The 20,999-nt window shown below is 71.3% G+C and carries 16 protein-coding genes and 1 tRNA gene; 8 read left to right on the top strand and 9 right to left on the bottom strand.

The window, feature by feature from the left end:
* Positions 1-85: 85 nt before the first annotated feature.
* Positions 86-739: a PadR family transcriptional regulator gene (locus VFC33_14585; protein HZR14464.1), complete on the top strand. Its 654-nt coding sequence runs from the start codon at positions 86-88 to the stop codon at positions 737-739.
* Between the two features lie 7 nt (positions 740-746).
* Here VFC33_14585 and VFC33_14580 read toward each other — a convergent pair whose 3' ends face one another.
* The 3 genes from VFC33_14580 to VFC33_14570 all read right to left on the bottom strand — a co-directional run bounded on the left by VFC33_14580 (position 747) and on the right by VFC33_14570 (position 6,862).
* A complete protein-coding gene (locus VFC33_14580; protein ID HZR14463.1) occupies positions 747-2,330 on the bottom strand; it encodes an alpha-amylase family glycosyl hydrolase in 1,584 nt (527 codons plus the stop codon).
* Between the two features lie 204 nt (positions 2,331-2,534).
* Positions 2,535-6,329, bottom strand: coding sequence for an ABC transporter ATP-binding protein (locus VFC33_14575; protein HZR14462.1), 3,795 nt, complete (start codon positions 6,327-6,329; stop codon positions 2,535-2,537).
* Between the two features lie 44 nt (positions 6,330-6,373).
* Positions 6,374-6,862 (bottom strand): metallophosphoesterase family protein, encoded by a 489-nt coding sequence (locus VFC33_14570; protein HZR14461.1) that lies wholly within the window; start codon positions 6,860-6,862, stop codon positions 6,374-6,376.
* Between the two features lie 330 nt (positions 6,863-7,192).
* Here VFC33_14570 and VFC33_14565 point away from each other — a divergent pair, with 330 nt between their 5' ends.
* Positions 7,193-7,708 carry a transglycosylase family protein gene (locus VFC33_14565; protein ID HZR14460.1) on the top strand — a complete coding sequence of 172 codons (516 nt, stop codon included), beginning with the start codon at positions 7,193-7,195 and terminating at the stop codon, positions 7,706-7,708.
* Between the two features lie 109 nt (positions 7,709-7,817).
* A complete protein-coding gene (locus VFC33_14560; protein HZR14459.1) occupies positions 7,818-9,347 on the top strand; it encodes a hypothetical protein in 1,530 nt (509 codons plus the stop codon).
* A 40-nt stretch (positions 9,348-9,387) separates the two neighbouring features.
* Here VFC33_14560 and VFC33_14555 read toward each other — a convergent pair.
* From VFC33_14555 to pheA, 3 genes are all read right to left on the bottom strand, one after another.
* Positions 9,388-9,473: transfer RNA gene (locus tag VFC33_14555), tRNA-Ser, on the bottom strand.
* 30 nt (positions 9,474-9,503) lie between these two features.
* Positions 9,504-10,757 carry a serine--tRNA ligase gene (gene serS, locus VFC33_14550; protein HZR14458.1) on the bottom strand — a complete coding sequence of 418 codons (1,254 nt, stop codon included), beginning with the start codon at positions 10,755-10,757 and terminating at the stop codon, positions 9,504-9,506.
* Positions 10,754-11,740: a prephenate dehydratase gene (pheA, locus tag VFC33_14545; GenBank protein HZR14457.1), complete on the bottom strand. Its 987-nt coding sequence runs from the start codon at positions 11,738-11,740 to the stop codon at positions 10,754-10,756. Before pheA ends, serS begins: the two co-directional genes overlap by 4 nt.
* 71 nt (positions 11,741-11,811) lie before the next feature.
* On the opposite strand from pheA, the gene VFC33_14540 reads away from it, so the two are divergent.
* The gene (locus tag VFC33_14540; protein ID HZR14456.1) at positions 11,812-12,186 is read left to right on the top strand and encodes a DUF2203 domain-containing protein; all 375 of its coding nucleotides are present in this window, start codon (positions 11,812-11,814) and stop codon (positions 12,184-12,186) included.
* An 18-nt stretch (positions 12,187-12,204) separates the two neighbouring features.
* Here the strand turns inward: VFC33_14540 and VFC33_14535 are convergent, their stop codons facing one another.
* Positions 12,205-13,110 (bottom strand): DNA-3-methyladenine glycosylase 2 family protein, encoded by a 906-nt coding sequence (locus tag VFC33_14535; GenBank protein ID HZR14455.1) that lies wholly within the window; start codon positions 13,108-13,110, stop codon positions 12,205-12,207.
* Between the two features lie 75 nt (positions 13,111-13,185).
* On the opposite strand from VFC33_14535, the gene pgi reads away from it, so the two are divergent.
* Genes pgi through VFC33_14515 form a run of 4 tightly spaced genes read left to right on the top strand, consistent with a single transcriptional unit; the run spans position 13,186 to position 17,958 of the window.
* Positions 13,186-14,865 carry a glucose-6-phosphate isomerase gene (pgi, locus tag VFC33_14530; protein ID HZR14454.1) on the top strand — a complete coding sequence of 560 codons (1,680 nt, stop codon included), beginning with the start codon at positions 13,186-13,188 and terminating at the stop codon, positions 14,863-14,865.
* Between the two features lie 4 nt (positions 14,866-14,869).
* Positions 14,870-15,889, top strand: coding sequence for a decarboxylating 6-phosphogluconate dehydrogenase (gene gnd, locus VFC33_14525; protein ID HZR14453.1), 1,020 nt, complete (start codon positions 14,870-14,872; stop codon positions 15,887-15,889).
* Complete coding sequence (gene zwf / locus VFC33_14520; protein HZR14452.1) at positions 15,886-17,325, top strand: glucose-6-phosphate dehydrogenase; 1,440 nt, start codon at positions 15,886-15,888, stop codon at positions 17,323-17,325. Before gnd ends, zwf begins: the two co-directional genes overlap by 4 nt.
* Before the next feature lie 6 nt (positions 17,326-17,331).
* Entirely contained in the window at positions 17,332-17,958 is a 627-nt protein-coding gene (locus tag VFC33_14515) for a histidine phosphatase family protein (GenBank protein ID HZR14451.1), read from the top strand.
* Positions 17,959-17,961: 3 nt separating this feature from the next.
* On the opposite strand, the gene VFC33_14510 is transcribed toward VFC33_14515, so the two are convergent.
* Both VFC33_14510 and VFC33_14505 read right to left on the bottom strand, forming a co-directional pair.
* Positions 17,962-18,609 (bottom strand): GNAT family N-acetyltransferase, encoded by a 648-nt coding sequence (locus tag VFC33_14510; GenBank protein ID HZR14450.1) that lies wholly within the window; start codon positions 18,607-18,609, stop codon positions 17,962-17,964.
* A 31-nt stretch (positions 18,610-18,640) separates the two neighbouring features.
* Positions 18,641-20,899, bottom strand: a complete 2,259-nt coding sequence (locus VFC33_14505) for a molybdopterin-dependent oxidoreductase (protein ID HZR14449.1) — start codon at positions 20,897-20,899, stop codon at positions 18,641-18,643.
* Positions 20,900-20,999: the final 100 nt, after the last annotated feature.

The following is a 20,999-nucleotide window of genomic DNA, read 5'->3' as shown; positions in this document are numbered from 1 at the left end:
GACGCCCGCCGCTCACCAATCCCGTTCACTGTCCCGTTCACTCGATATCCCGCCCACACGGACGGACTGCTATACGATATAGCAGATGTCAAGACCCCGGCAGGAGATGACGACCACGACGTACGCGGTGCTCGGGCTGCTGTGCGTCCGGCCGTGGTCGGCCTACGAGCTCACGCAGCAGATGGCGCGGAGCATGCGCTTCATGTGGCCGCGCGCCGAGAGCGGGATCTACCGGGAGCCGCAGAAGCTCGTCGCGTTGGGCCACGCGAGCGTCCGCGACGTCGCGGCGGGGCCGCGCCGCACGAAGCAGGTGTACTCCGCGACGCCGAGCGGCCGACGGGCGCTGCGGCGGTGGCTGCGCGCGCCGTCCGCGCCACCGCAGTTCGAGTCGGAGGCTCTCGTGAAGTTCTTCTTCGCCGACCGCGGCGCGCCGGACGACGCGAAGCGGATGCTCGACGAGCTGGCGTCGCACGGGGAGGCGCTGCAGGACGCCTTCCGCGCGATCACCGCGTCGTACGCGGACGGGCCCGGTCCCTTCCCCGAGCGCCTGCACATCGGGTCGCTCATCGGGCGATTCCTCTTCGAGTACTCGCGCGCGCTCGTCGAGTGGTCGGCATGGGCACGCGAACACGTCGACGACTGGCCCGAGACCGGACCGGCGGCGGCACGTCTCGGACACGCGGTCCAGGAGGAGAACGCGCGCCTCGCCGGCATCGCCGGCCGCGCGCACCGGACGTAGGCGCCGGTTACCCGAGCTCGACGACGGCTGCTTCCCACGGTCGCAACGTGAGAGCACCGTCCACGAGCTCGCCCTCGCGGTCGCGGCGCGTCCCGAGGCGCACGGTGCCGCGGCCCGGTTTCGTCTCGACCGCGCGGTCGCTGAGGTTCAGCGCGACAACGGTGCCCGAGCCGCGCCGGAAGGTCCACGTGCCGGGCGGCCCGTCGAGCAGCTCGTAGCGACCGCGACGCACGTCCTCGGAGGCAGCGCGCAACGCGACGAGGTCGCGTGTGAACGTGAGCGTGGACGCCGGATCGTCGGTCTGGTCGGCGACGTTGCACGCGTCCACGTCGCCGAACGGCAGCCACGGCTCGACGCCCGGGTCGGTGAAGCCGGCACCTGCACCACCGGTCCACGGCATCGGGGTGCGCTCGGGGTCGCGGCCGTAAACCGGGTAGAGCCGCACGCCGACCGGATCGAGCAATCGGTCGCGGGGGACGTCGGTGTCCGGCATGCCGAGCTCGTCGCCGTAGTAGAGGAACGGCGTACCCGGCAAGGTGACGAGCATGAGCAGCGCGCAGCGCGCCGCGTCCACGTTGCCGTTGGCCCAACGACTCGGGAACCGGTAGGTGTCGTGGTTGCCGCCCGTCCAGACCGGCCAGCACCCGTCGGGGATCGCGGCGAGCGTGCGCGTGACGACGTCGCAGAGCGTCGTGGCGTCGAACGGCGCGTGCAGCATCATGAAGTTGAACGCGAGGTGCAGCTCGTCGTCGTCGCCGTAGAACGACGCCAGCGTCGCGTAGTCGAAGACGTGCGTCTCGCCGACGAGTATCCGTCCGGGTGAGTACGAGTCGGCGAGGCGACGCCACCGCCGCAGGACGTCGTGCACCTCGGGACGGTTCGCGTTGTACACCTGCCGCTGAGCCTGGAGCTGCACGAACCAGTGGTCGTCCTCGGTCGCGGCCGGGTTGTCGCGCAGCAACCGGTCCTTCACCATCATGTGCACGACGTCGATGCGGAACCCGGCGACGCCACGGTCGAACCAGAACCGCAGGATGCGGTCGAATTCGTCGCGCACCTCCTCGTTCCACCAGTTGAGGTCGGGCTGCTCGGTGAGAAAGTTGTGCAGGTAGTACTGGCCCGTCGCGTCGTCGAAGGTCCACGCGGGACCGCCGAAGCTGCTGATCCAGTTGTTCGGGGGCGACCCGTCGGGCTTCGGGTCGGCCCACACGTACCAATCGCGCTTCGGGTTGTCGCGCGACGAGCGCGACTCGACGAACCACGGATGGCGGTCACTCGTGTGGTTCGGGACGAGGTCGAGCAGCACGCGGATCCCTCGCTCGCCGGCTGCCGCGATCAGCGCGTCGAGGTCGTCGAGCGTCCCGAGGACCGGTTGCACGGCCGTGTAGTCCGCGACGTCGTAGCCCCAGTCGGCATCGGGAGACACGGTCACCGGGTTGAGCCAGACGCCGGCGACGCCGAGTCGTTGGAGATGATCGAGGTGGTCGAGGATGCCGCGCAGGTCGCCGACCCCGTCACCGTTCGTGTCCGCGAACGAGCGCGGGTAGATCTGGTACAGGACGCCGTCGCGCCACCATGCCTTCTCGCTCACTCCCTCGCTGCACGGCTCGGGTGCTCGCCCTGCACCGCCCACATCGTTCGTTCGTGTTCCGTCGGGTCGACTCCGCTCGGGCCTCCCGGGCTCCGCCCAGGCCTGCGCTACGTCTCCCTGGCGAGCGACCTGCGCTCCTCCGTCGCTCCGGTCGCCGCGCGTCATCTCGGTCGAGTCGGGCATGGCGTGGGAGCGTACGGCGAGTCAGACGGCGCGTGCCTCGGGGGCGGACGCCGCCCACATCTCTGCGTACCGGCCCTCGTGGCGCACGAGCTCGTCGTGTGTCCCGTCCTCGACGATGCAACCGTCGTCGACGACGACGATCCGGTCCGCGAGGCGCGCGGTCTGCAGACGGTGCGCGATCAACAACGTCGTGCGGCCCCGGGCCGCGATGCCCATCGCGCGCGTGACGACCGCCTCGGTCGCGAGGTCGAGGTTCGAGGTCGCCTCGTCGAGCAGCAGGATCGCGGGGTCGACGAGTCGCGCGCGTGCGAGCGCGATGAGCTGACGCTGCCCGGACGACAGGGACCGGCCGCGCTCGCTGACGTGCTGCAGGTAGCCGTTCGGCAGTGACGCGATGAACGCATGCGCCCCGACCGCGCGCGCGGCGGCCTCGACCTCGGCGTGGGTCGCGTCCCGCCGTCCGTACGCGATGTTGTCGCGGATCGTGCCCGAGAACAGGAACGCCTCCTGGGGGACGACGCCGAGCTGCGCGTGGTACGCGGAGGGCTCGTAGCGGTCGACGGGCACGCCGTCGACGAGCACGCGGCCGCCGCTCACGTCGTAGAAGCGCGCGACCAGCTTCACGATCGTCGACTTGCCCGCACCGGTCTCGCCGACCAGCGCGACGGACTCACCCGGCGACACGCGCAGATCGACGTCGCGCAGCGCGTCGTCGACCGCGGTCGGATAGCGGAAGCGAACGTGCTCGAACGTGATCTCCCCACGGAGACGTCCGGGCACCACCGCGTCGACAGGCGGCGGGACGGAGCTCGGCGTGTCGAGCAGCTCCCCGATGCGACCGAGCGACACTCGCGCCTGCTGCCAGGAGTCGAAGACCTGCGACAGCTGCTGGATCGGCGTGAAGAACAGATCGAGGTACAGGAGGAAGGCGATCACGGCGGCGCCCGACCGGGCACCGCTCGGCAGCAGTGCTGCGCCCGCCGCGAGGACCATCGCCGCGGTGAGCTCCGAGAGCATCTCGACGAACGGGAAGTACATCGCGACGAGCTGCTGCGCGCGGAGACGGGCGTCGAGGTATCCGCGGGCGACGTCCTCGAACTCGCGGGAGCTGCGCCCTTCCTGCCCGAAGGCCTGCGACACCCGAACGCCGGACAGTCCCTCCTGGAGGTTCGCGTTCACCGCGGCGATCCGCTCGCGGGCGCGCTCGTACGCGCGGCTCGACGCCCGGCGGAACAGGAGCGTCGCGACGACGAGCGGTGGGAGCGCGAGCGCCGCGATCCCGGCGAGCCGCGGGTTCATGACGGCGAGCGCGATGCCCACGCCGACGAACGTCACGACGTTGACGAGCGCGTTCACGAGCCCGTTCTGCAGGAGCTGCGAGAGCGCGTCGACGTCGGTCGTCATGCGCGTCATGACGCGCCCGGCCATCTCCTGCTCGTAGTAGTCGACGCCGAGACGCTGGAGGTGGGCGAAGATCTTGGCCCGGAGTGCGAACAGCAACCGCTCCGCGGTCGTTCCGGTCACGACGGTCTCGGCCCACATGTCGAGCCAGTCGAGAAGCGTGACCACGAGGAACGCGCCCGTGATCGCGAACAGCGCGCCCGTCGAGCGCGCCGCCACACCGCGGTCGAGCCCCGCCTTCACGAGCGCGGGACCGAGCAGCGTCGCGATGCCGTCGAGCGCGACCAGCAGGATGCCGAACGCGAGCGCGGCGCGGTACGGGCGGAGGAACTCCGCCAGGCGGAACCGCTCACCCATGCGCGTCTCGTACGTGACGTCGACGCGCGGCTCCTCGCGCGCGGCCGGGAGCCGCGCGACCTTGGCGAGCAGCTCCGGGGTCGGGGCGAGCGCCATCCCGGCCCCGCCCGCCCAACCGCCGCCACCTCCGCCGCCGCCGAACCCCATGCCCCGGTTGGCGGCCGCCACCGGCGCGGCGCCGACGAGCCCGTCCTGCTCCTCGCGGACCTGCCACGCGGACACGGTGACGCCCTCGTCGCTCAACACGTCGAGGGGATCCGCTCCGGCCGCCGCCTCGGCGAGGTCGTCCTCCGCGTCGACGCCCTCGGCGTCCTCGCCCGGGCCGGACAGCAGGGTCCGGTAGAGCCGGCACCGCGCCCACAGCTCGTCGTGCGTGCCGCTGTCGAGGACCGCGCCGGCGTCGACGACGACGATGCGGTCCGCGAGCGCGAGCGTCGACCGGCGGTGCGCGATGAGGATCGTCGTGTGTCCCTCGAGCAGCCGTGACAAGGTCGCGTGGATCTCCTCCTCGACGCGCGCGTCGACGGACGACGTGGCGTCGTCGAGCAGCAGGATCCGCGGCCTGGTCAACAACGCGCGCGCGAGTGCGACGCGTTGTCGTTGACCGCCCGACAGCGTGAGGCCCTGCTCCCCGACGACCGTGTCGTACCCCTCCGGGAGGCGCTCGATGAACTCGTGCGCCTCGGCGGCGCGCGCGGCAGCGATCACGTCGTCGTCGGTCGCGTCGGGCCGGCCGAACGCGATGTTCGCCCGTACCGTGTCGGAGAAGAGGAAGCTGTCCTCGAACACCACACCGATCTGGTTGCGCAACGACGACAGCGTCACGTCGCGCACGTCCACGCCGTCGACGCGCACGGCACCCTGCTGCACGTCGTAGAACCGAGGGAGGAGCAAACCGACCGTCGACTTCCCCGAGCCCGAGGTCCCGACGAGCGCGACCGTCTCGCCGGGAGCGACGTGCAACGAGAACTCGTGCAGCACGGGCTCGGAGCGCAGGTAGCCGAACGTGACGCCGTCGAACGCCACGTCCCCGTGTGAACGTGGCAGCTCGGTGGCGTCGGGTGACTCCGTGACGAGCGGGTTGGAGTCGAGCAGGTCGAAGACGCGCTCCGCGCCGGCGCGCGCGAGCTGCCCGACCGTCAGGACGCCCGCGAGCATGCGCACGGGAGGCACGAGGTTCGAGACGTACGCCATGAACGCGTAGAACGTGCCGATCGTGATCTCACCGTGCAGCGCGAGCCACCCGCCCAGCGCGAGCACCGCGACCTGCGCGAGCGCGGGGATCGTCTGCAGCACGGCCTGCAGCCGCGCCTGGATCCGGACGAGCCGCGTGCGCGACCCGTACAGCCGGCGTGCGTCGGCGACGAGCCGGTCGAGCTCCTGCTGCTCCTGGCCGAAGCCCTTCACGACGCGCACACCCGTGACGGCTTCCTCGACGACGATCGCGACCTCGCCGGCCTTTTGCTGCGCGTCCCAGCTGGCCGGGAAGATCGTCGTCCGCAGCTTCACCGCGGTGAACAGCAGCAGCGGCGCGACGACGAGCATGATCACCGTCAGGAGCGGCGACAGCCACACCATGAGCGCGACGGAGACGATGAACATGATCACGTTGCCGAGCGCGATCGGCAGGAACGCGAGCAGACCCTGGATGAGCGTGACGTCGGAGCTCGCGCGGCTCACGAGCTGACCGGTCTGCATCTCGTCGTGTCGCGCGAAGTCGAGGCGTTGCAGCTGCTCGAAGATCGCAGTGCGCAGGTCGTGTTGCACGTCCAGGCTGACGCGACCGCCCCAGTAGCGACGCACGTATGCCGCACCGAAGCGCGCGACACCGAAGACGACGAGCAGGATCAACCATCCGGTGAGCGACCCGTGCCGCGCGACGATCCCGTCGTCTACGACCGCGCGTTCGACGATGGGACTGAACGCGGCGATCGTCGTGCCGAGCACCGCCGCGCCGAACGCGACGAACACCTTGCCGCTGTGCGGGCGCAGGTACGTGCCCATCCGACGGATCCACCCGCGCTGCTCCACGCGCGTGCCATCGCGGACGGTGCTCATCGTGTGACGAGGGTAACCGCCGGCGTCGGGCCCCCGTCCTCCGCTCACGTCGCGGGGATCTGGACGATGCGGTGCGACGTGATCGCTCCCTCGTGCACGTCCAGGAGCCCGTACGACCGGTAGGGCGCGCGGCGACGCTGGGTCGGCGAACCCGGATTGAACAGGCGCTGGCCGTCGACGCCGATCTCGTCACACGGCTCGTGCGTGTGCCCGAAGACGACCAGGTCGCAGTCGGGGAAGCGACGGCGCAAACGTGACATTCGACCGGCACGCGGCCCCGGCTCGTGGACCATCCCGATGCGAACGCCCTCGACCGTCGTCGTTAGCGTCTCGGGCAGCACGCCGACCAGCTCGTGGTCGTTGTTCCCCAGCACTGCGTGCACGGGGGCGAACGCCGACAGCTCGAGCAGGAGGTCCCGGCCGACCACGTCGCCGGCGTGCAACACCAGGTCGATGCCCGTGAGCGCGTCGTAGACGGCCTCCGGGAGCTGCGGTTTCGCTCCCGGACGCACGTGGGTATCGGCGAGCGCCATCAGCCGCACGGGCTCTCCCGTCGCGTGTCCGGCGGGCACCGGTGCCTGTGCTTCCCCGATCCCGACCCTTCGCATGCACGTGTGCGGAGGTTCCCGTCATGCGCGGCCGGCGGGCGGACCGTTGCCGTGCGAGAACCCGAGGAGAACCGAGTCATGCCCACGCGCCGTTCCGGCTTCGTCGCGTCACGCCTCGACTCGCGCTCGCGCCACCACGCAGCGCGCAGGACGGCGCCAACATCACGACACCGGCGGCGACACCGCCGACATCGCGTCGTCACGCTCGTCGCGACGTGTTGCGCGGCCGCGGTCGCTACGACAGCCGCGTTCGCGGTGACCGCGAACACACCTGCGGACGCGGGAACGTCGCAGAAGCCCGACGACGTCCACACGAAACAGGACCTGCACACGAGGCAATTCGATGCAGACCTCGCGCTCGCCCGTCAGCTCGTACCCGTCTCCGCCGGCGACGGGCTCGCACGCGACGCGGTCGGTCACCCGATGACGACGACGTTCTCGCGCGTCACGCGACTCGCGGCCGCGACCGAGCTCCAGAGGCAACGCGACCTCGCCGCGCAGCTCGCTGCCGCGGCGCAGGCGCGCGCGGCGCAGGACGCGGTGTGGGACCGGCTCGCGCAATGCGAGACGGGCGGGAACTGGAGCATGCGCGGCGCGCGCTACTCCGGCGGGCTCGGCTTCTACAACGGCACGTGGGACGCGTTCGGTGGACGCGAGTTCGCGCCGAACGCGGGCATGGCGACGCGCGACCAGCAGATCGTCGTCGCGGAGCGCGTGCGAGCGCAGTTCGGTTACACCGGCTGGGGCTGCGCGCCGCGCGTCGGCCTGTGATCTGAGCCGAGCGACCCCGGCGCGAGCGACGTCGCCACGACGATCGCGAGTCACGCGAGCGCCCGGAAGGCGGCGACGCGCGCGGCCGCGCGACAATCGCGGTTCTGGCATGCGGTTCGGTCGGCGGGCAGTCGCGGTCCTCGTCCTCGTCCTGGGTGCCGGGACGCTCCAGGCCTGCCGCCCGATCCCGATCGGTTCGCCGCAGGCCACCGAGTGCCCGCCGATCGCCGCCGGCGGCGACACACCGATCGCCGCTCGACCGGCGAGCGCGCCGGCAGCCACGCCGACCGACCACGTGAACGTCGCGGTCGACCTGTCCGTCGGAGCACCGAACCGGAACCTGACGGGCGTGGTGTGGAACAGCGGCAGCACGGTCGCACCTGTCGCGCCCGTGCAGCCTGCGATCGTGCGGATCGACGGCAGCCTGCAGGACCGCAGCACCGGGCCCGGTCAGCTGGACCTCCAACCGCTGCTGCAAAGGGTCGCGCAGGTGCGGGCGATCGGGGCCGAGCCGCTGGTGATCCTGTCGTACATGCCGACGTGGCTCGGCGCGGCGCGAGCCGGGACGACGCACGACCCCACGCGGATGGGACCCTCCGATCTCGACGCGTGGCAGGCGCTCGTCACGCAGGTCGTGCGGACACTGGCGACGGCGCCGCAACCGGCCTACCGGTTCGAGGTGTGGAACGAGCCGGACATCACGATCTTCTGGCAGGACACGATCGCGGAGTTCGTCGCCATGGCGCTCCGTGACCACCAGGCGGTCGCCGACGTGAAGCGCGAGACGGGCCTGCCGCTCCAGATCGGCGGGCCGGCCGACGCGGGGCCGAACAGCTCGAACCTCGTTCCCTACGTGCAGGCCGTGGCCGCGGCCGGACTGCCGCTCGACTTCGTGAGCTGGCACAAGTACGCCAACTCGCCGTTCCTCGGTCCCGACGGTCCCGAGGGCAACCTGCCTCTCCCGATCTACCAGGCGCTCGCGAAGCGCAACCCGAACTCCACGCCGCTGCAGTACTCGTCGGAGATCGCCGCGATGCGGTCCCGGATCCAGACCGCGCTCCAGGGCAGTGGCCTCTCACCGCAGCTGATCATCGACGAGTGGAACGTGTCCGCGGGCGGCTACGACCTCCGCCACGACGACGCCGAGGGCGCCGCGCTGGACGCCGGCATCCTCATCGAGATGGAGCGCGCCGGGCTCGACGCCGCCGCGTTCTACCGCGCGATCTCGGGGAGCGACGACCACCCCGGCGACTGGGGGCTCGTCCACGCCGACGGCACACCGAAGCCGTCGTGGTGGGTGTTCCGCGCGTGGACGGTGACCGGCGACCGGCTGCTCACCGGCGGCGACGACCCGGCATCGGGCCTGTGGGCGCGAGCGACGCGCGACCGGAGCTGCATCGACGTACTGCTCACGAACTTCGTCGCCACCGGCGCGCCCGCACGCACGGTCGAGGTCGACCTGCACGGCGAGCTCCCGCGCTGCCTCGGTGAACGGACGACGACACTCGCGACGCTCGACGCGAGCTCGACGAGCCTCGCGGACGTCTCGGTTCTCCATCCGGCGCACCACGAGGCCGTCACGGTGCCGATGGCGTCACAATCGGTCGCGTTGCTGCGGCTCGGCTGCGAACGACGATGACGGCGCCGTGCGTCGTCATCGTCACGAGGCCTTGCGTGTCTGGCGGAGGGAGCGGGATTCGAACCCGCGGAGCTCGCGCTCAAGAGTTTTCAAGACTCCCCCGTTCGGCCACTCCGGCATCCCTCCGGTGACGAGCGTACGCGTGCGCGTACTCGTTCAGGTACGGGACTCGATGCGCTCGAAGCCGCAGTAGGGGCGCAACACGTCGGGGACGGCGAACGACCCGTCGGGCTCCTGGCAGTGCTCGAAGAGGAAGACGAGCGTGCGCGAGATCGCGCACGCGGTGCCGTTGAGCGTGTGGACGAGCATCGTCTCGCGGTCGTCGCGGACGCGCGTGCCGAGGCGGCGCGCGGAGAAGTCGAGATAGTTGGAGCAGCTCGTCAGCTCGCGGTAGCGCTGCTCGGACGGCAGCCACACCTCGATGTCGAGCTTGCGTGCCGCGGCCGGACCGAGGTCGCCGGCCGCGATGTCGACGACGCGGTACGGCAACCCGAGACCACCGACGATCGACTCCTCGACCGCGAGCAGCGCGTCCATCTCCTCCCAGGACCGGCTCGGGTGCGCGTACGAGAACATCTCGACCTTGTCGAACTGGTGGACGCGGAAGATGCCGCGCGTGTCCTTGCCGTACGTGCCTGCCTCGCGGCGGAAGCACGACGAGAACCCGCCGTAACGCAGCGGCAGCGCGTCCGCGTCGACGATCTCGCCGCGGTGCAGCCCCGACAACGGCACCTCCGCGGTGCCCACGAGGAACAGCTCGCCTTCGTCGACGTCGTACACCTGGTTGCGGTCGGTCGGGAAGAAGCCCGCCTCCTCCATCGCGGACTCGCGGACGAGGACGGGCGGGACGACGGGCGTGAATCCGCCCGCGACGAGACGCGCCATCACCCACTGCACGAGCGCGAGCTCGAGCAAGGGAGCCTCGCGCATCAGGTACGCGAACCGGGAGCCGCTCACCTCGGCGGCGTGCTCGGTGTCGACCAGGCCGAGCGCGGCACCGAACGCGGCGTGGTCCAGCGCGGGCGCCGGACCGACCTCCCCGACCTCGCGCAGCACCTCGCCCTCGTCCTCGCCGCCCTCGGGCACGCGCGGGTCAGCCGGGTTCGGGACCTGCAGCGCGAGCTCGCGCAGGCGCGCCTCGACCTCCGTCAGTCGCGGCTCCACGGCCGCGACCGCCTCCTTGAGCTCCGTCGCGGCGGCGATCTTCGCCGGCCGTTCGTCGGGCGACGCCTTGCCGATCTCCTTCGACGCCGCGTTCTGGCGGGCGCGCAGCTCCTGCACCTCGCTCTGCACGCGGCGTCGCTCCTCGTCGGCCGCGAGCACCTCGTCGACGAGGCCCGCGCGAACGCGCTTGCGCTCGACACCGGCGCGGTACTCGGCGTCGTCGCGGAGTCGGCGGAGGTCGATCACGCGTGTCCCTCGGCGCGGATCTGGGCCCGGAGGCCGTCCATCCAACGCTCCGCGGCACGCGCGGCGCGCCCGACCGCGGTCCGGCGCGCGTGCGCCTCCTCTTCACCCGCGACGGGGTACGAGCCGAGGAACTTCACCTCGGCCTGCCGCGCGGCGAGCGTTCGGAGACAGTCGGCGACGACCTCGTCGGCGATGTGTCCGGTGCAGTCGATGAAGAAGCAGTACTGGCCCAGCCCCCGCTTCGTCGGACGTGACTCGAGCTTGTTGAGGTTGATGCCTCGCGCCGCGAACTCCTGGAGGATCGCGAGCAGCGAGCCGGGCTTGTCCTCGCGCTGGAAGCACACGATCGACGTCTTGTCGTGCCCCGTCGGACCGGGGACGCCACGGCCGAGCAGCACGAAGCGCGTGCGGTTCTCGGGGTGGTCCTCGATCTCGCTGGCGAGCAGTTCGAGCCCGTACAGCTCCGCGGCGAACGCCGTTCCGATCGCGGCCTGGTCGGTCCGGCGCGAGCGCGACACCTGCCGCGCCGCCTCGGCCGTGGAGTTCGCGGCCACGAGCGTCGCGTCGGGAAGCTTGCGCGACATCCAACCCCGGCACTGCGCGTGCGCGTGCGGATGGGACAGGACGGTCGTGACATCGTCGATGCGCGTCCCCGGGCGCGCGCAGAGGTTCAGCACGATCGGCAGGTCGATCTCGCGCTGGATCAGCAGCTCGCTCTCGAACGCGAGCGTGTCGAGCGTGACCGAGACCGATCCCTCGATGGAGTTCTCGATCGGGACGACACCCCAATCGGCGTCGCCGTGCTCGACGGTCGAGATGACCTGCGGGACGGTCGCGATCGGCACGAGCGACTGCTCGGCGAGGTCCGCCTGTGTGAGCACGGCCTCCTCGGTGAACGTTCCGCGCGGTCCGAAGTACGCGACGCGATCGCGCGCCGCGCGCGTGCGGGCGTCGTCGGGCTCGGAGTCGCGGCGCGGTGACACGTCCGCGCATCGTACCGGCGTCACCGGCGGGGTCCGTGCCGACGCTTCACGGCACATCTAGCGTTCCGCCGATGCGGATCTGGACGGTCGACGAGGCGAACGCCGCCCTCGAGCGCGTGCACGCGATCGTCGAGCGCGTCCGCGACCTGATGACCGAGGCCCGCGAGCGCGCGGCGAACGTCGCCGGCAACGGCCACGCCGGGACGAACGGGCACCGCGAGGGTGGACCGCTCGACACGCAGGTGCAGGCGCTGCTCGCCGAGCTCGACCGGGACGGCATCGTCCTGCGCGACGTCGAGCGCGGACTGGTCGACTTCCACGCGGTGGCTCCCAGCGGGCGGGACTACTGGCTGTGCTGGATCGTCGACGAGCCCGAGCTCGCGTGGTGGCACTGGCCCGAGGACGGGTTCGCGGGGCGGCAGCCGCTCGCGAGACCACCGGCGTGAACGAGTCGGGGTCTCGCTTCAGATGCGCTCAATGGCGCGCAGACGCGCGCGCGGAGCACGGCGGGGCGGGCCCGACCCACCCCGCATCAGCAGCCTGATCACACGGGCCCGCTGCGGCCGGTACGGCTCGAGCAGCTCGAGCATGCGCGCGTCGTCGCCGTCGCGCTCGCCCGCGAGCGACCACGACACGATGCCGGGCAGGTGGTAGTCGCCGACGCTCACCGCGTCGCGGTCACCCAGCGCGACGCTCGCGACCTCGGCCGCGGTCCACGGGCCGACACCGTCGACACATCGCAGCGCGCGCTGCGCGTCGTGCGCGTCGAGCGTCGCGATGCGTTCGAGGCTCGTCGCCCGGGCGCACAGACGCCGGATCGTGTCGGCACGGCGTCGCTCGATGCCGAGCGGGTGGAACGCCCAGTACGGGAGGCTGCGAAGCCGCTCCGGTACCGGCGGCACCATCAGCCCGGCCGCACCGGCCGGTCCCGGCGCGCGCTCGCCGTATCGGCGCACGAGCCGCGCGTAGCTGCGGTGCGCCTCGATCGACGTGACGCGCTGCTCGACGACGGACGCCACCGCGGCTTCCACGACCGCTCCGCTCGCGCCGAGCCGGAGACCGGGGTTCCGCCGGTGCAGCTCGGCGACCAGCCCGTCGCGAGGGACGAAGTCCGTCGCGTCGTCGTCGAGCCCGAGGAGCGCCTCGACGCGCTCGAGCGCCCATGCCCCCCCAGGACCCCACGCGCGCACGACGACGTCGTCGCGGTCGCGCATGATGCGGGTCGTGACGGGACCGCACGGAGTACGGGTCGCCCGCCAGACGTCGTCGGGCCGAACCCGCGTGCACGGGTCGTGGCGACCGCGCTGCAACGGCGCCAAGGTGGCCGCGAGGTCGACCGGCACCCGGGGTTGCAACCGGCGTTCGTGCACCGACGGATTCTGCCCGCGCCCGCGTCCCGCTCGGCGGAGCCATGATCTTCCCGTCCCCGTCCTCAGGAGCCCCCGGTGCCGGAGCAGTCGATCATCGAGTCACCCGAGTGGCAGGCGCTCGCCGACCACTTCGCCGCGATCCGCGACGTCCACCTGCGCGACCTCTTCGCGACGGATCCGGCCCGCGGCGAGCGCATGACGCTCGAGGTCGACGGGATCTACCTGGACTACTCGAAGAACCGCCTCACGGCGGAGACGATCCGGCTGCTGTGCGCGCTCGCGACACGCGCCGGCCTTCGCGAGCGGATCGACGCGATGTTCGCCGGCGAGAGGATCAACGTCACCGAGGATCGTTCCGTCCTGCACGTCGCGCTGCGGATGCCGCGTGCGACGTCGCTCGTCGTCGACGGTGTCGACGTCGTCGCCGAGGTCCACGACGTCCTGGACCGCATGAGCGCGTTCTCGGAGCAGGTCCGATCGGGCACATGGCGCGGCGCGACGGGGCAGCCGATCCGGAACGTCGTCAACATCGGGATCGGCGGCTCCGACCTCGGACCCGCGATGGCCTACGAGGCGTTGCGCGACTTCAGCCGACGCGACCTGACGTTCCGGTTCGTGTCGAACGTCGACGGCACCGACGTGTGGGAGGCCCTCCACGATCTCGATCCCGCGCAGACGCTGTTCGTGGTGTCGTCGAAGACGTTCACGACGCTCGAGACGTTGACGAACGCACGCACCGCGCGCGAGTGGCTCGTCGCCGCGCTCGGCGAGGACGCGGTCGAGCGTCACTTCGTCGCTGTCTCGACGAACGCGCAGAAGGTCGCGGAGTTCGGCATCGACACCGCGAACATGTTCGGCTTCTGGGACTGGGTCGGCGGGCGCTACTCCTACGACTCCGCGATCGGCCTGTCGTTGATGGTCGCGATCGGGCCCGAGCGCTTCGCGGAGATGCTCGCCGGGTTCCACGCGATCGACGAGCACTTCCGCCGGGCGCCGTTCCACGAGAACCTGCCCGTCCTGCTCGGCCTGATCGGCATCTGGTACATCGACTTCTTCGGCGCCCAGACGCACGCGGTGCTGCCCTACAGCCAGTACCTGTCGCGCTTCACGGCGTACCTCCAGCAGCTCGACATGGAGAGCAACGGGAAGTCGGTCGACCTCGCCGGCAACCCCGTCCGGTTGCAGACGGGCCCGGTCGTGTGGGGACAGCCGGGGACGAACGGCCAGCACGCCTTCTACCAGCTCATCCACCAGGGCACGCGGCTGATCCCGTGCGACTTCGTCGGGTTCGTGCGCCCGAACCACGACGTCGGCGACCACCAGGACCTCCTCGTCGCCAACCTGTTCGCGCAGACCGAGGCGCTCGCGTTCGGCAAGACGGCCCGCGAGGTCGAAGCGGAAGGGGTGCCGCCCGAGCAGGTGCCGCACCGGACGTTTCCCGGCAACCGGCCGACGAACACACTCCTGCTCGGGCAGCTGACGCCCTACACGCTCGGCCAGCTCGTCGCGACGTACGAGCACAAGGTGTTCACGCAGGGGACCGTCTGGGACATCAACTCCTTCGACCAGTGGGGTGTCGAGCTCGGGAAGGTGCTCGCGAACCGGATCGTCCCGCAGCTGCGCGATGTTGGGGACGCGCCACTCGACCACGACAGCTCGACGAACGCGCTGATCCGCCGGTACCGCGCGCTGGCCGAGCCACCGCCTCCGGCGGGCGCCGCGAGTCGCACGGCCACGGATCGAGACGAAGGGTGAAGCGATGCAACTCGGGATGATCGGGCTCGGCCGCATGGGCGCGAACCTCGTGCGCCGCCTCATGCGCGACGGACACGACTGCGTGGTGTACGACGTGAACGCCGACGCCGTGAAGACGCTCGAGAGCGAGGGCGCGACCGGCGCGGGCTCGGTCGAGGACTTCGTGGCGAAGCTCGAACGTCCGCGTGCGGCATGGATGATGGTCCCGGCCGCGTTCGTCGCCGACACCGTTGATCAGCTCGTGAAGCTGCTCGACCGCGACGACGTCATCATCGACGGCGGCAACTCGTACTACCGCGACGACGTCGACCGCGCCGAGATGCTCGCACCGACCGGCATCCACTACGTGGACGTCGGCACGAGCGGCGGCGTGTTCGGCCTCGAACGCGGCTACTGCATGATGATCGGTGGCGAGCGCGACGTCGTCGAACGGCTCGACCCGGTCTTCCGGTCGCTCGCGCCCGGTGTCGACGCCGCGCCACGCACGCCGGGGCGGAGCGGTGAGCCGTCGACCGCCGAGCACGGCTACCTGTACTGCGGTCCCAACGGCGCAGGCCACTTCGTCAAGATGGTCCACAACGGGATCGAGTACGGGATCATGGCCGCGTACGCGGAAGGGCTCGCGATCCTGCACGACGCCGACGTCGGCTCGCGCAAGCAGGAGTTCGACGCCGAGACCGCGCCGCTCCAGGACCCGCAGTACTACCACTTCGACATCGACACGACCGCGGTCGCGGAGGTGTGGCGACGCGGCAGCGTGATCAGCTCGTGGCTGCTCGACCTCACCGCTACCGCGTTGCTCGAGTCGCCGACGCTCGACGGGTTCACCGGTCGCGTCTCCGACTCCGGCGAAGGCCGCTGGACCGTCCAGGCCGCGATCGAGGAGGGCGTGCCCGCGCAGGTGCTCGCCGCCGCGCTCTACTCGCGCTTCGCGTCGCAGGGCAACGCCGAGTTCGCGAACCGGTTGCAGTCCGCGATGCGCAAGGAGTTCGGCGGGCACCTCGAGAAGCAGGCCCAGCAGTGACCGCGGTCGGCGACACCGCTGCAGCGACCACGACCGGTCCGGCCGCGACCGAACCCGGCCGGCCCTCGGACGCGCTCGTGCTGTTCGGCGCGACCGGCGACCTCGCGCACAAGAAGATCTTCCCCTCGCTGTACGAGCTGACGAAGTCGGGTCGCCTCGACGTCCCCGTCGTCGGTGTCGCGGTCGAGCAGTGGACCGTCGACCAGTTGCGCGACCGCGCGCGCGACGGGATCGAGAAGTTCGGCGGCGGCGTCGACGACGAGCCGGCCTTCGACAAGCTGGCGTCGATGCTGCGCTACGTGCACGGGGACTACCGCGACGGGACGACGTTCGAGCGCCTCGCCGCCGCGCTCGTCGGCTCGCACTTCCCCGCGCACTATCTCGCGATCCCGCCGAGCCTGTTCGCGACGGTCATCCAGGGGCTCGCGACGTCGAAGTGCGAGAAGGGCGGCCGCGTCATCGTCGAGAAGCCGTTCGGCCGCGACCTCCAGTCCGCGCGCGAGCTGAACCAGGCGCTGCACGCCGTGTTCCCCGAGGACCGCGTGTTCAGGATCGACCACTACCTCGGGAAGGAACCCGTCCAGAACATCTTGTACTTCCGGTTCGCGAACTCGTTCCTCGAGCCGATCTGGAACCGCAACTACGTCGCGAGCGTGCAGGTGACGATGGCCGAGGCGTTCGGCGTCGAGGGGCGGGGCAAGTTCTACGAAGAGGTCGGCGCGCTGCGCGACGTCGTCCAGAACCACCTGCTCCAGGTGATCGCGCTGCTCGCGATGGAACCGCCCGTCGGCGACGGCATCGAGCCGCTGCGGGACGAGAAGGAGAAGGTGTTCCGCGCGATGCGGTCGCTGGCACCGCGCGACATCGTGCGCGGCCAGTTCGTCGGCTACCACGACGAACCCGGTGTCGCCGCCGACTCCGACGTCGAGACGTACGTCGCGGTGCGCTTCTTCATCGACTCGTGGCGCTGGGAGGGCGTGCCGTTCTACGTGCGGGCCGGCAAGAAGCTGCCGGCGACGTGCACCGAGGTCATGGTCGAGCTCAAGGCGCCGCCGCAGCGGGTCTTCGCCGACTCCGAGCCGCCACCAGGGAAGACGAACTACTTGCGCTTCCGGCTCAACCCGGAGGTCGTCATCGCGCTCGGCGCGCGCGCGAAGAGACCCGGTGAGGACTTCGTCGGGCGCCAGCTCGAGCTCTACCTGTGCAACAGCTCGACGGACGAGATGACGCCGTACGAGCGTCTCATCGGCGACGCGCTCGAGGGCGAGAAGCTCCTGTTCGCGCGGGAGGACGGCGTCGAAGCCGCGTGGCGTGTCGTCGACCCGGTCATCCGCGACCACCCGCGCGCCATCCCGTACGACCCGGGCTCGTGGGGACCGAGCGAGGCAGATGCGCTCGTCGCCGCGGACGGCGGCTGGCACGACCCGAAGGCGTAGCGGCGCGTGGCCGTCGACGGCGCGCGACCGCGCGTCCGAGAGGTCTGGCTCGTACGTCACGGCGCGACGGAGTGGTCGTCGTCGGGGCGGCACACGGGTCGCACCGACGTCGCGCTGACCGAGGAGGGGCGCGAGCAGGCGCGCGCCCTCGGACGGCGGCTCGGGGGACGGCCGTTCGGCGCCGTGTTGACGAGCCCGTTGCAGCGCGCGACGGAGACGTGCCGCATCGCCGGATACCTCGACGTCGCGCGCGTCGAGCCCGCGCTGCGCGAGTGGGACTACGGCGAGTACGAGGGACTGACGACCGAGCGGATCCGCGAACGAGTGCCCGGATGGACCATCTGGAACGGTCCGGTGCCGGGCGGCGAGACGATCGACGAGGTCGCGGCGCGCGCGCGTCACGTGCTGGCCGAGGTGGCGGCCGTCGACGGCGATGCCGCGTTGTTCGCGCACGGACACATCCTCCGCGTCCTCGCCGCGTGCTGGCTCGACGTCGACCCACACACGGGGCGGCTCCTCGCGCTCGACACCGCCGCGCTGTGCGTCCTCGGGTTCGAGCACGAGACGCGGGTCGTACGCACGTGGAACGAGGCCGCCGACCTCTTGCCGGTGCCCGAGGACGCGAACGGCTGACGGTCACCCGCGTGCGGGGCGACGCATCGTCCACAGCGGCGGGCCCGCGCGCCACGGTCGCAGCTCACGCTCGACCACGAAGCCGAAGCGGCCGTACCACGCGAGGTTCCGGGGATTGGACGTCTCGAGGTACGCGGGCAGCCCGTCGGCATCGGCGCGCTCGAGTCCTCGCATCACGAGCGCGGCGCCGTAGCCGTGGCTCTGCTCGGCCGGGTCGACGCAGAGCAGCGCGAGGTACCAGTGCTCGTCGTGCGGGTGCGTGCGGTCCATCGCGACGAGCGCGCGCACGCCGTCGGGGATCGCGCGGGGCGCATGGAGCAGCGCCCGCAACGTGCCGAACGCCTGGCGGAGCTGCGTTCCCGCCGGGAGCGGGTACCGGCCGGGCGGCACCCACGACGCGACACCCGCCGCGACCCCGCCCCGGCGCGCGACGAACGTCGCACCCTCGGGCGCGGTCGCGTCGATCGACGCACGGAAGAACGTCGGCAGGCCGCGCCGGCGTCGTGCGTCGTCGGGGACCAGGTAGCGAAACGCAGGATCGTCGTGGAACGCACGCGCGGCGACGTGCCCGTACGCCTCCGCCTCGCCGCTCTCGATCATGCCGATGTCGCTCTCGCTCGGCAGCCGGGCGCCGGGCTGGTGGTCGCTCATGTCGACATCGTCGCGTGCACGCCGACCGTCGTCAGGCGGGCACGACCTCGACCGGGATCCCGTTGACGACCGCGTTGCCCGAGATCGCGTCGACGAGCCGGCCGGGCGCGAGATGGTTGTTGTTGACGCCCGCGTGCTCGGACGCGACCGACTGGCGCGTACCGGGCCGGTCGTGGCCCCAGCCGTGGGGCAGGCACACGACACCGAGCATCATCTCGTCGCTCACCTCGACGGGGACCTCGACGCTGCCGGCCTCGGACGCGACACGCGCGAGGGCGCCGTCGACGAGCCCCAGGCGCGACGCGTCGTCCGGGTGGACGAGGAGCGTGCAGCGGTCCTTGCCCTTCATGAGCACGCGGACGTTGTGGAGCCACGAGTTCTTGGAGCGGACCTGCCGACGACTCACGAGCACGAGACCGTCACGCGGCCGTTCGAGACGCGCGCGCAGCCGGGCGGCGTCGTCGGTGATGTAGCGCGGCGCGACCTCGATCCGCCGCGACGGTGTGCGCAGCACCTCGCGCACGCGCGGGACCATCGGACCGAGATCGATCCCGTTCGGCTCGTCCTTGAAGTGTTGGAGCGTGAGCCCGTCAGGCCGCGCGCCGTATCCGTCGCCCCACCGGCCGCTGCGGACGGCGAAGTCGGCCATGCGATCGGGACCCCCGGCGTCGTACGCGGCGACGATCTCCTGCGGGTCGCGCCCGAACACGGGTGACGTGTCGTCGGCGCACTTCGCAGCGACGAGACCGGAGAAGAACGCGTCGTCGAGTCCACGGACCACCTCGGTCGTCGGCGGCTGCCCGAGGCAGATCGCGGCGAGCCCGAGCAGCACCTCCCACTCGTCGGGCCGTGCGGGATCGGGTGGGAAGACGGCCGGGGACCACTTCCCCGCCGAGCGGCTCGCCCACGACCAGATCATCTCGTCGTAGTGCGGTTGCTCGAGCGGCGACAGCCCCGGGAGCAGGACGTGCGCGTGACGAGTCGTCTCGTTGATCCAGTTGTCGACGCTGATCATGCACTCGAGCATCGGGAGCGCGTCGTCGAGCCGTTGCGACTCGGGCGCGCTGATCACGGGATTGCCGGCGATCGTCACGAGTGCCTTCAACTGCCCGTCACCCGGCGTCGCGATCTCCTCGGCGAGGCACGAGACCGGGAACTGGCCGAGCACCTCCGGAGCACCGCGCACGCGGCTGTGGAAGCGCCCGAACGCGGCACCTTCCGCGAACGCGGGGTTGGGCAGGCTCGAGATGGGCCACGCGATCGGGTTGCCGAACATCAGGCCGCCCGGACGGTCGAAGTTCCCCGTCAGGATGTTCACGACGTCGACGAGCCACGACGCGAGCGTGCCGAACTCCTGGTTGCACAACCCGATGCGCCCGTACACCGCGGCGCTCGGCGCGGCGGCGATCTCGTGCGCGAGACGGCGAATCGTCTCGGCGGGCACACCGCAGGCGTGACTGACGACCTCGGGCGTGAACTCGCGTGCGACGGCGTCCACGTCGTCGACGCCGTCCACGAGATCCGCGACGTCGCCCAGCGTCACAAGGCCGTCCGCGAACAGCACGTGCACGATCGCGAGGAGGAACGCGGCGTCGGTACCGGGAACGATCGGGACCCACTCGTCGGCACGCTCGGCGGTCCCCGTTCGCCGAGGATCGACGACGACGGTCCGTCCGCCGCGTTCACGGATGCGCTCGATGTCGCCGAGCACGTCGGGCCGCGCGAGCAGGCTGCCCATCGACGCGTGCGGGTTCGCGCCCATCACGAGCCAGTAGTGGGTGCGCGCGACGTCGGGCGCGGGGATCTGCCACATGTTCCCGTACAGCAGCTGGCAGACGACGTTCTTCGGCCACTGGTCGACGGTGCCGGACGAGTAGATCGGCGAGATCCCCGACATCGCGATGAACGCGGCGACGTAACGGGACAGCGAGTAGTTGTGCGCGGTCGGGTTCCCGACGAACGCTGTGACGGCCTCCATGCCGTGACGGTCGATCACACCGCGCAACAGCTCCTCGCAGCGCGCGAACGCGTCGTCCCACGAGACCTCGCGCCACGTCTCGCCATCACGCACCATCGGGACGCGCACGCGGTCGGGATCCTCGTGGATGTGACCGAGCGTCGTGCCCTTCGGGCAGATGAAGCCCTTGCTCCACACGTCGTCGCGGTTCGGTCGGATGAGCGTCACCCGCCCGTCCTCGACGTGCAACTGCAGCCCGCACATCGCCTCGCACAGCGGGCACGTGCGGAGCCTGATGTCGGCCGAAGCGGCGGCGCCGGCGTCGACGGTCATGGCGACTCCCTGTCGGGTCCGTGCAGTGTGACGGCCCCACCGTCGCGTCGCCAGTCTCGACGACGGCGGAATACCGCACGCCGTCGCCTCGTTCGACTCC

It is taken from the genome of Acidimicrobiia bacterium, assembly GCA_035651955.1.
GTDB lineage: Bacteria > Actinomycetota > Acidimicrobiia > IMCC26256 > JAMXLJ01 > JAMXLJ01.
Note: the sequence above shows the minus strand (reverse complement) of the source record. Positions and strands in the feature narration are given on the sequence as shown.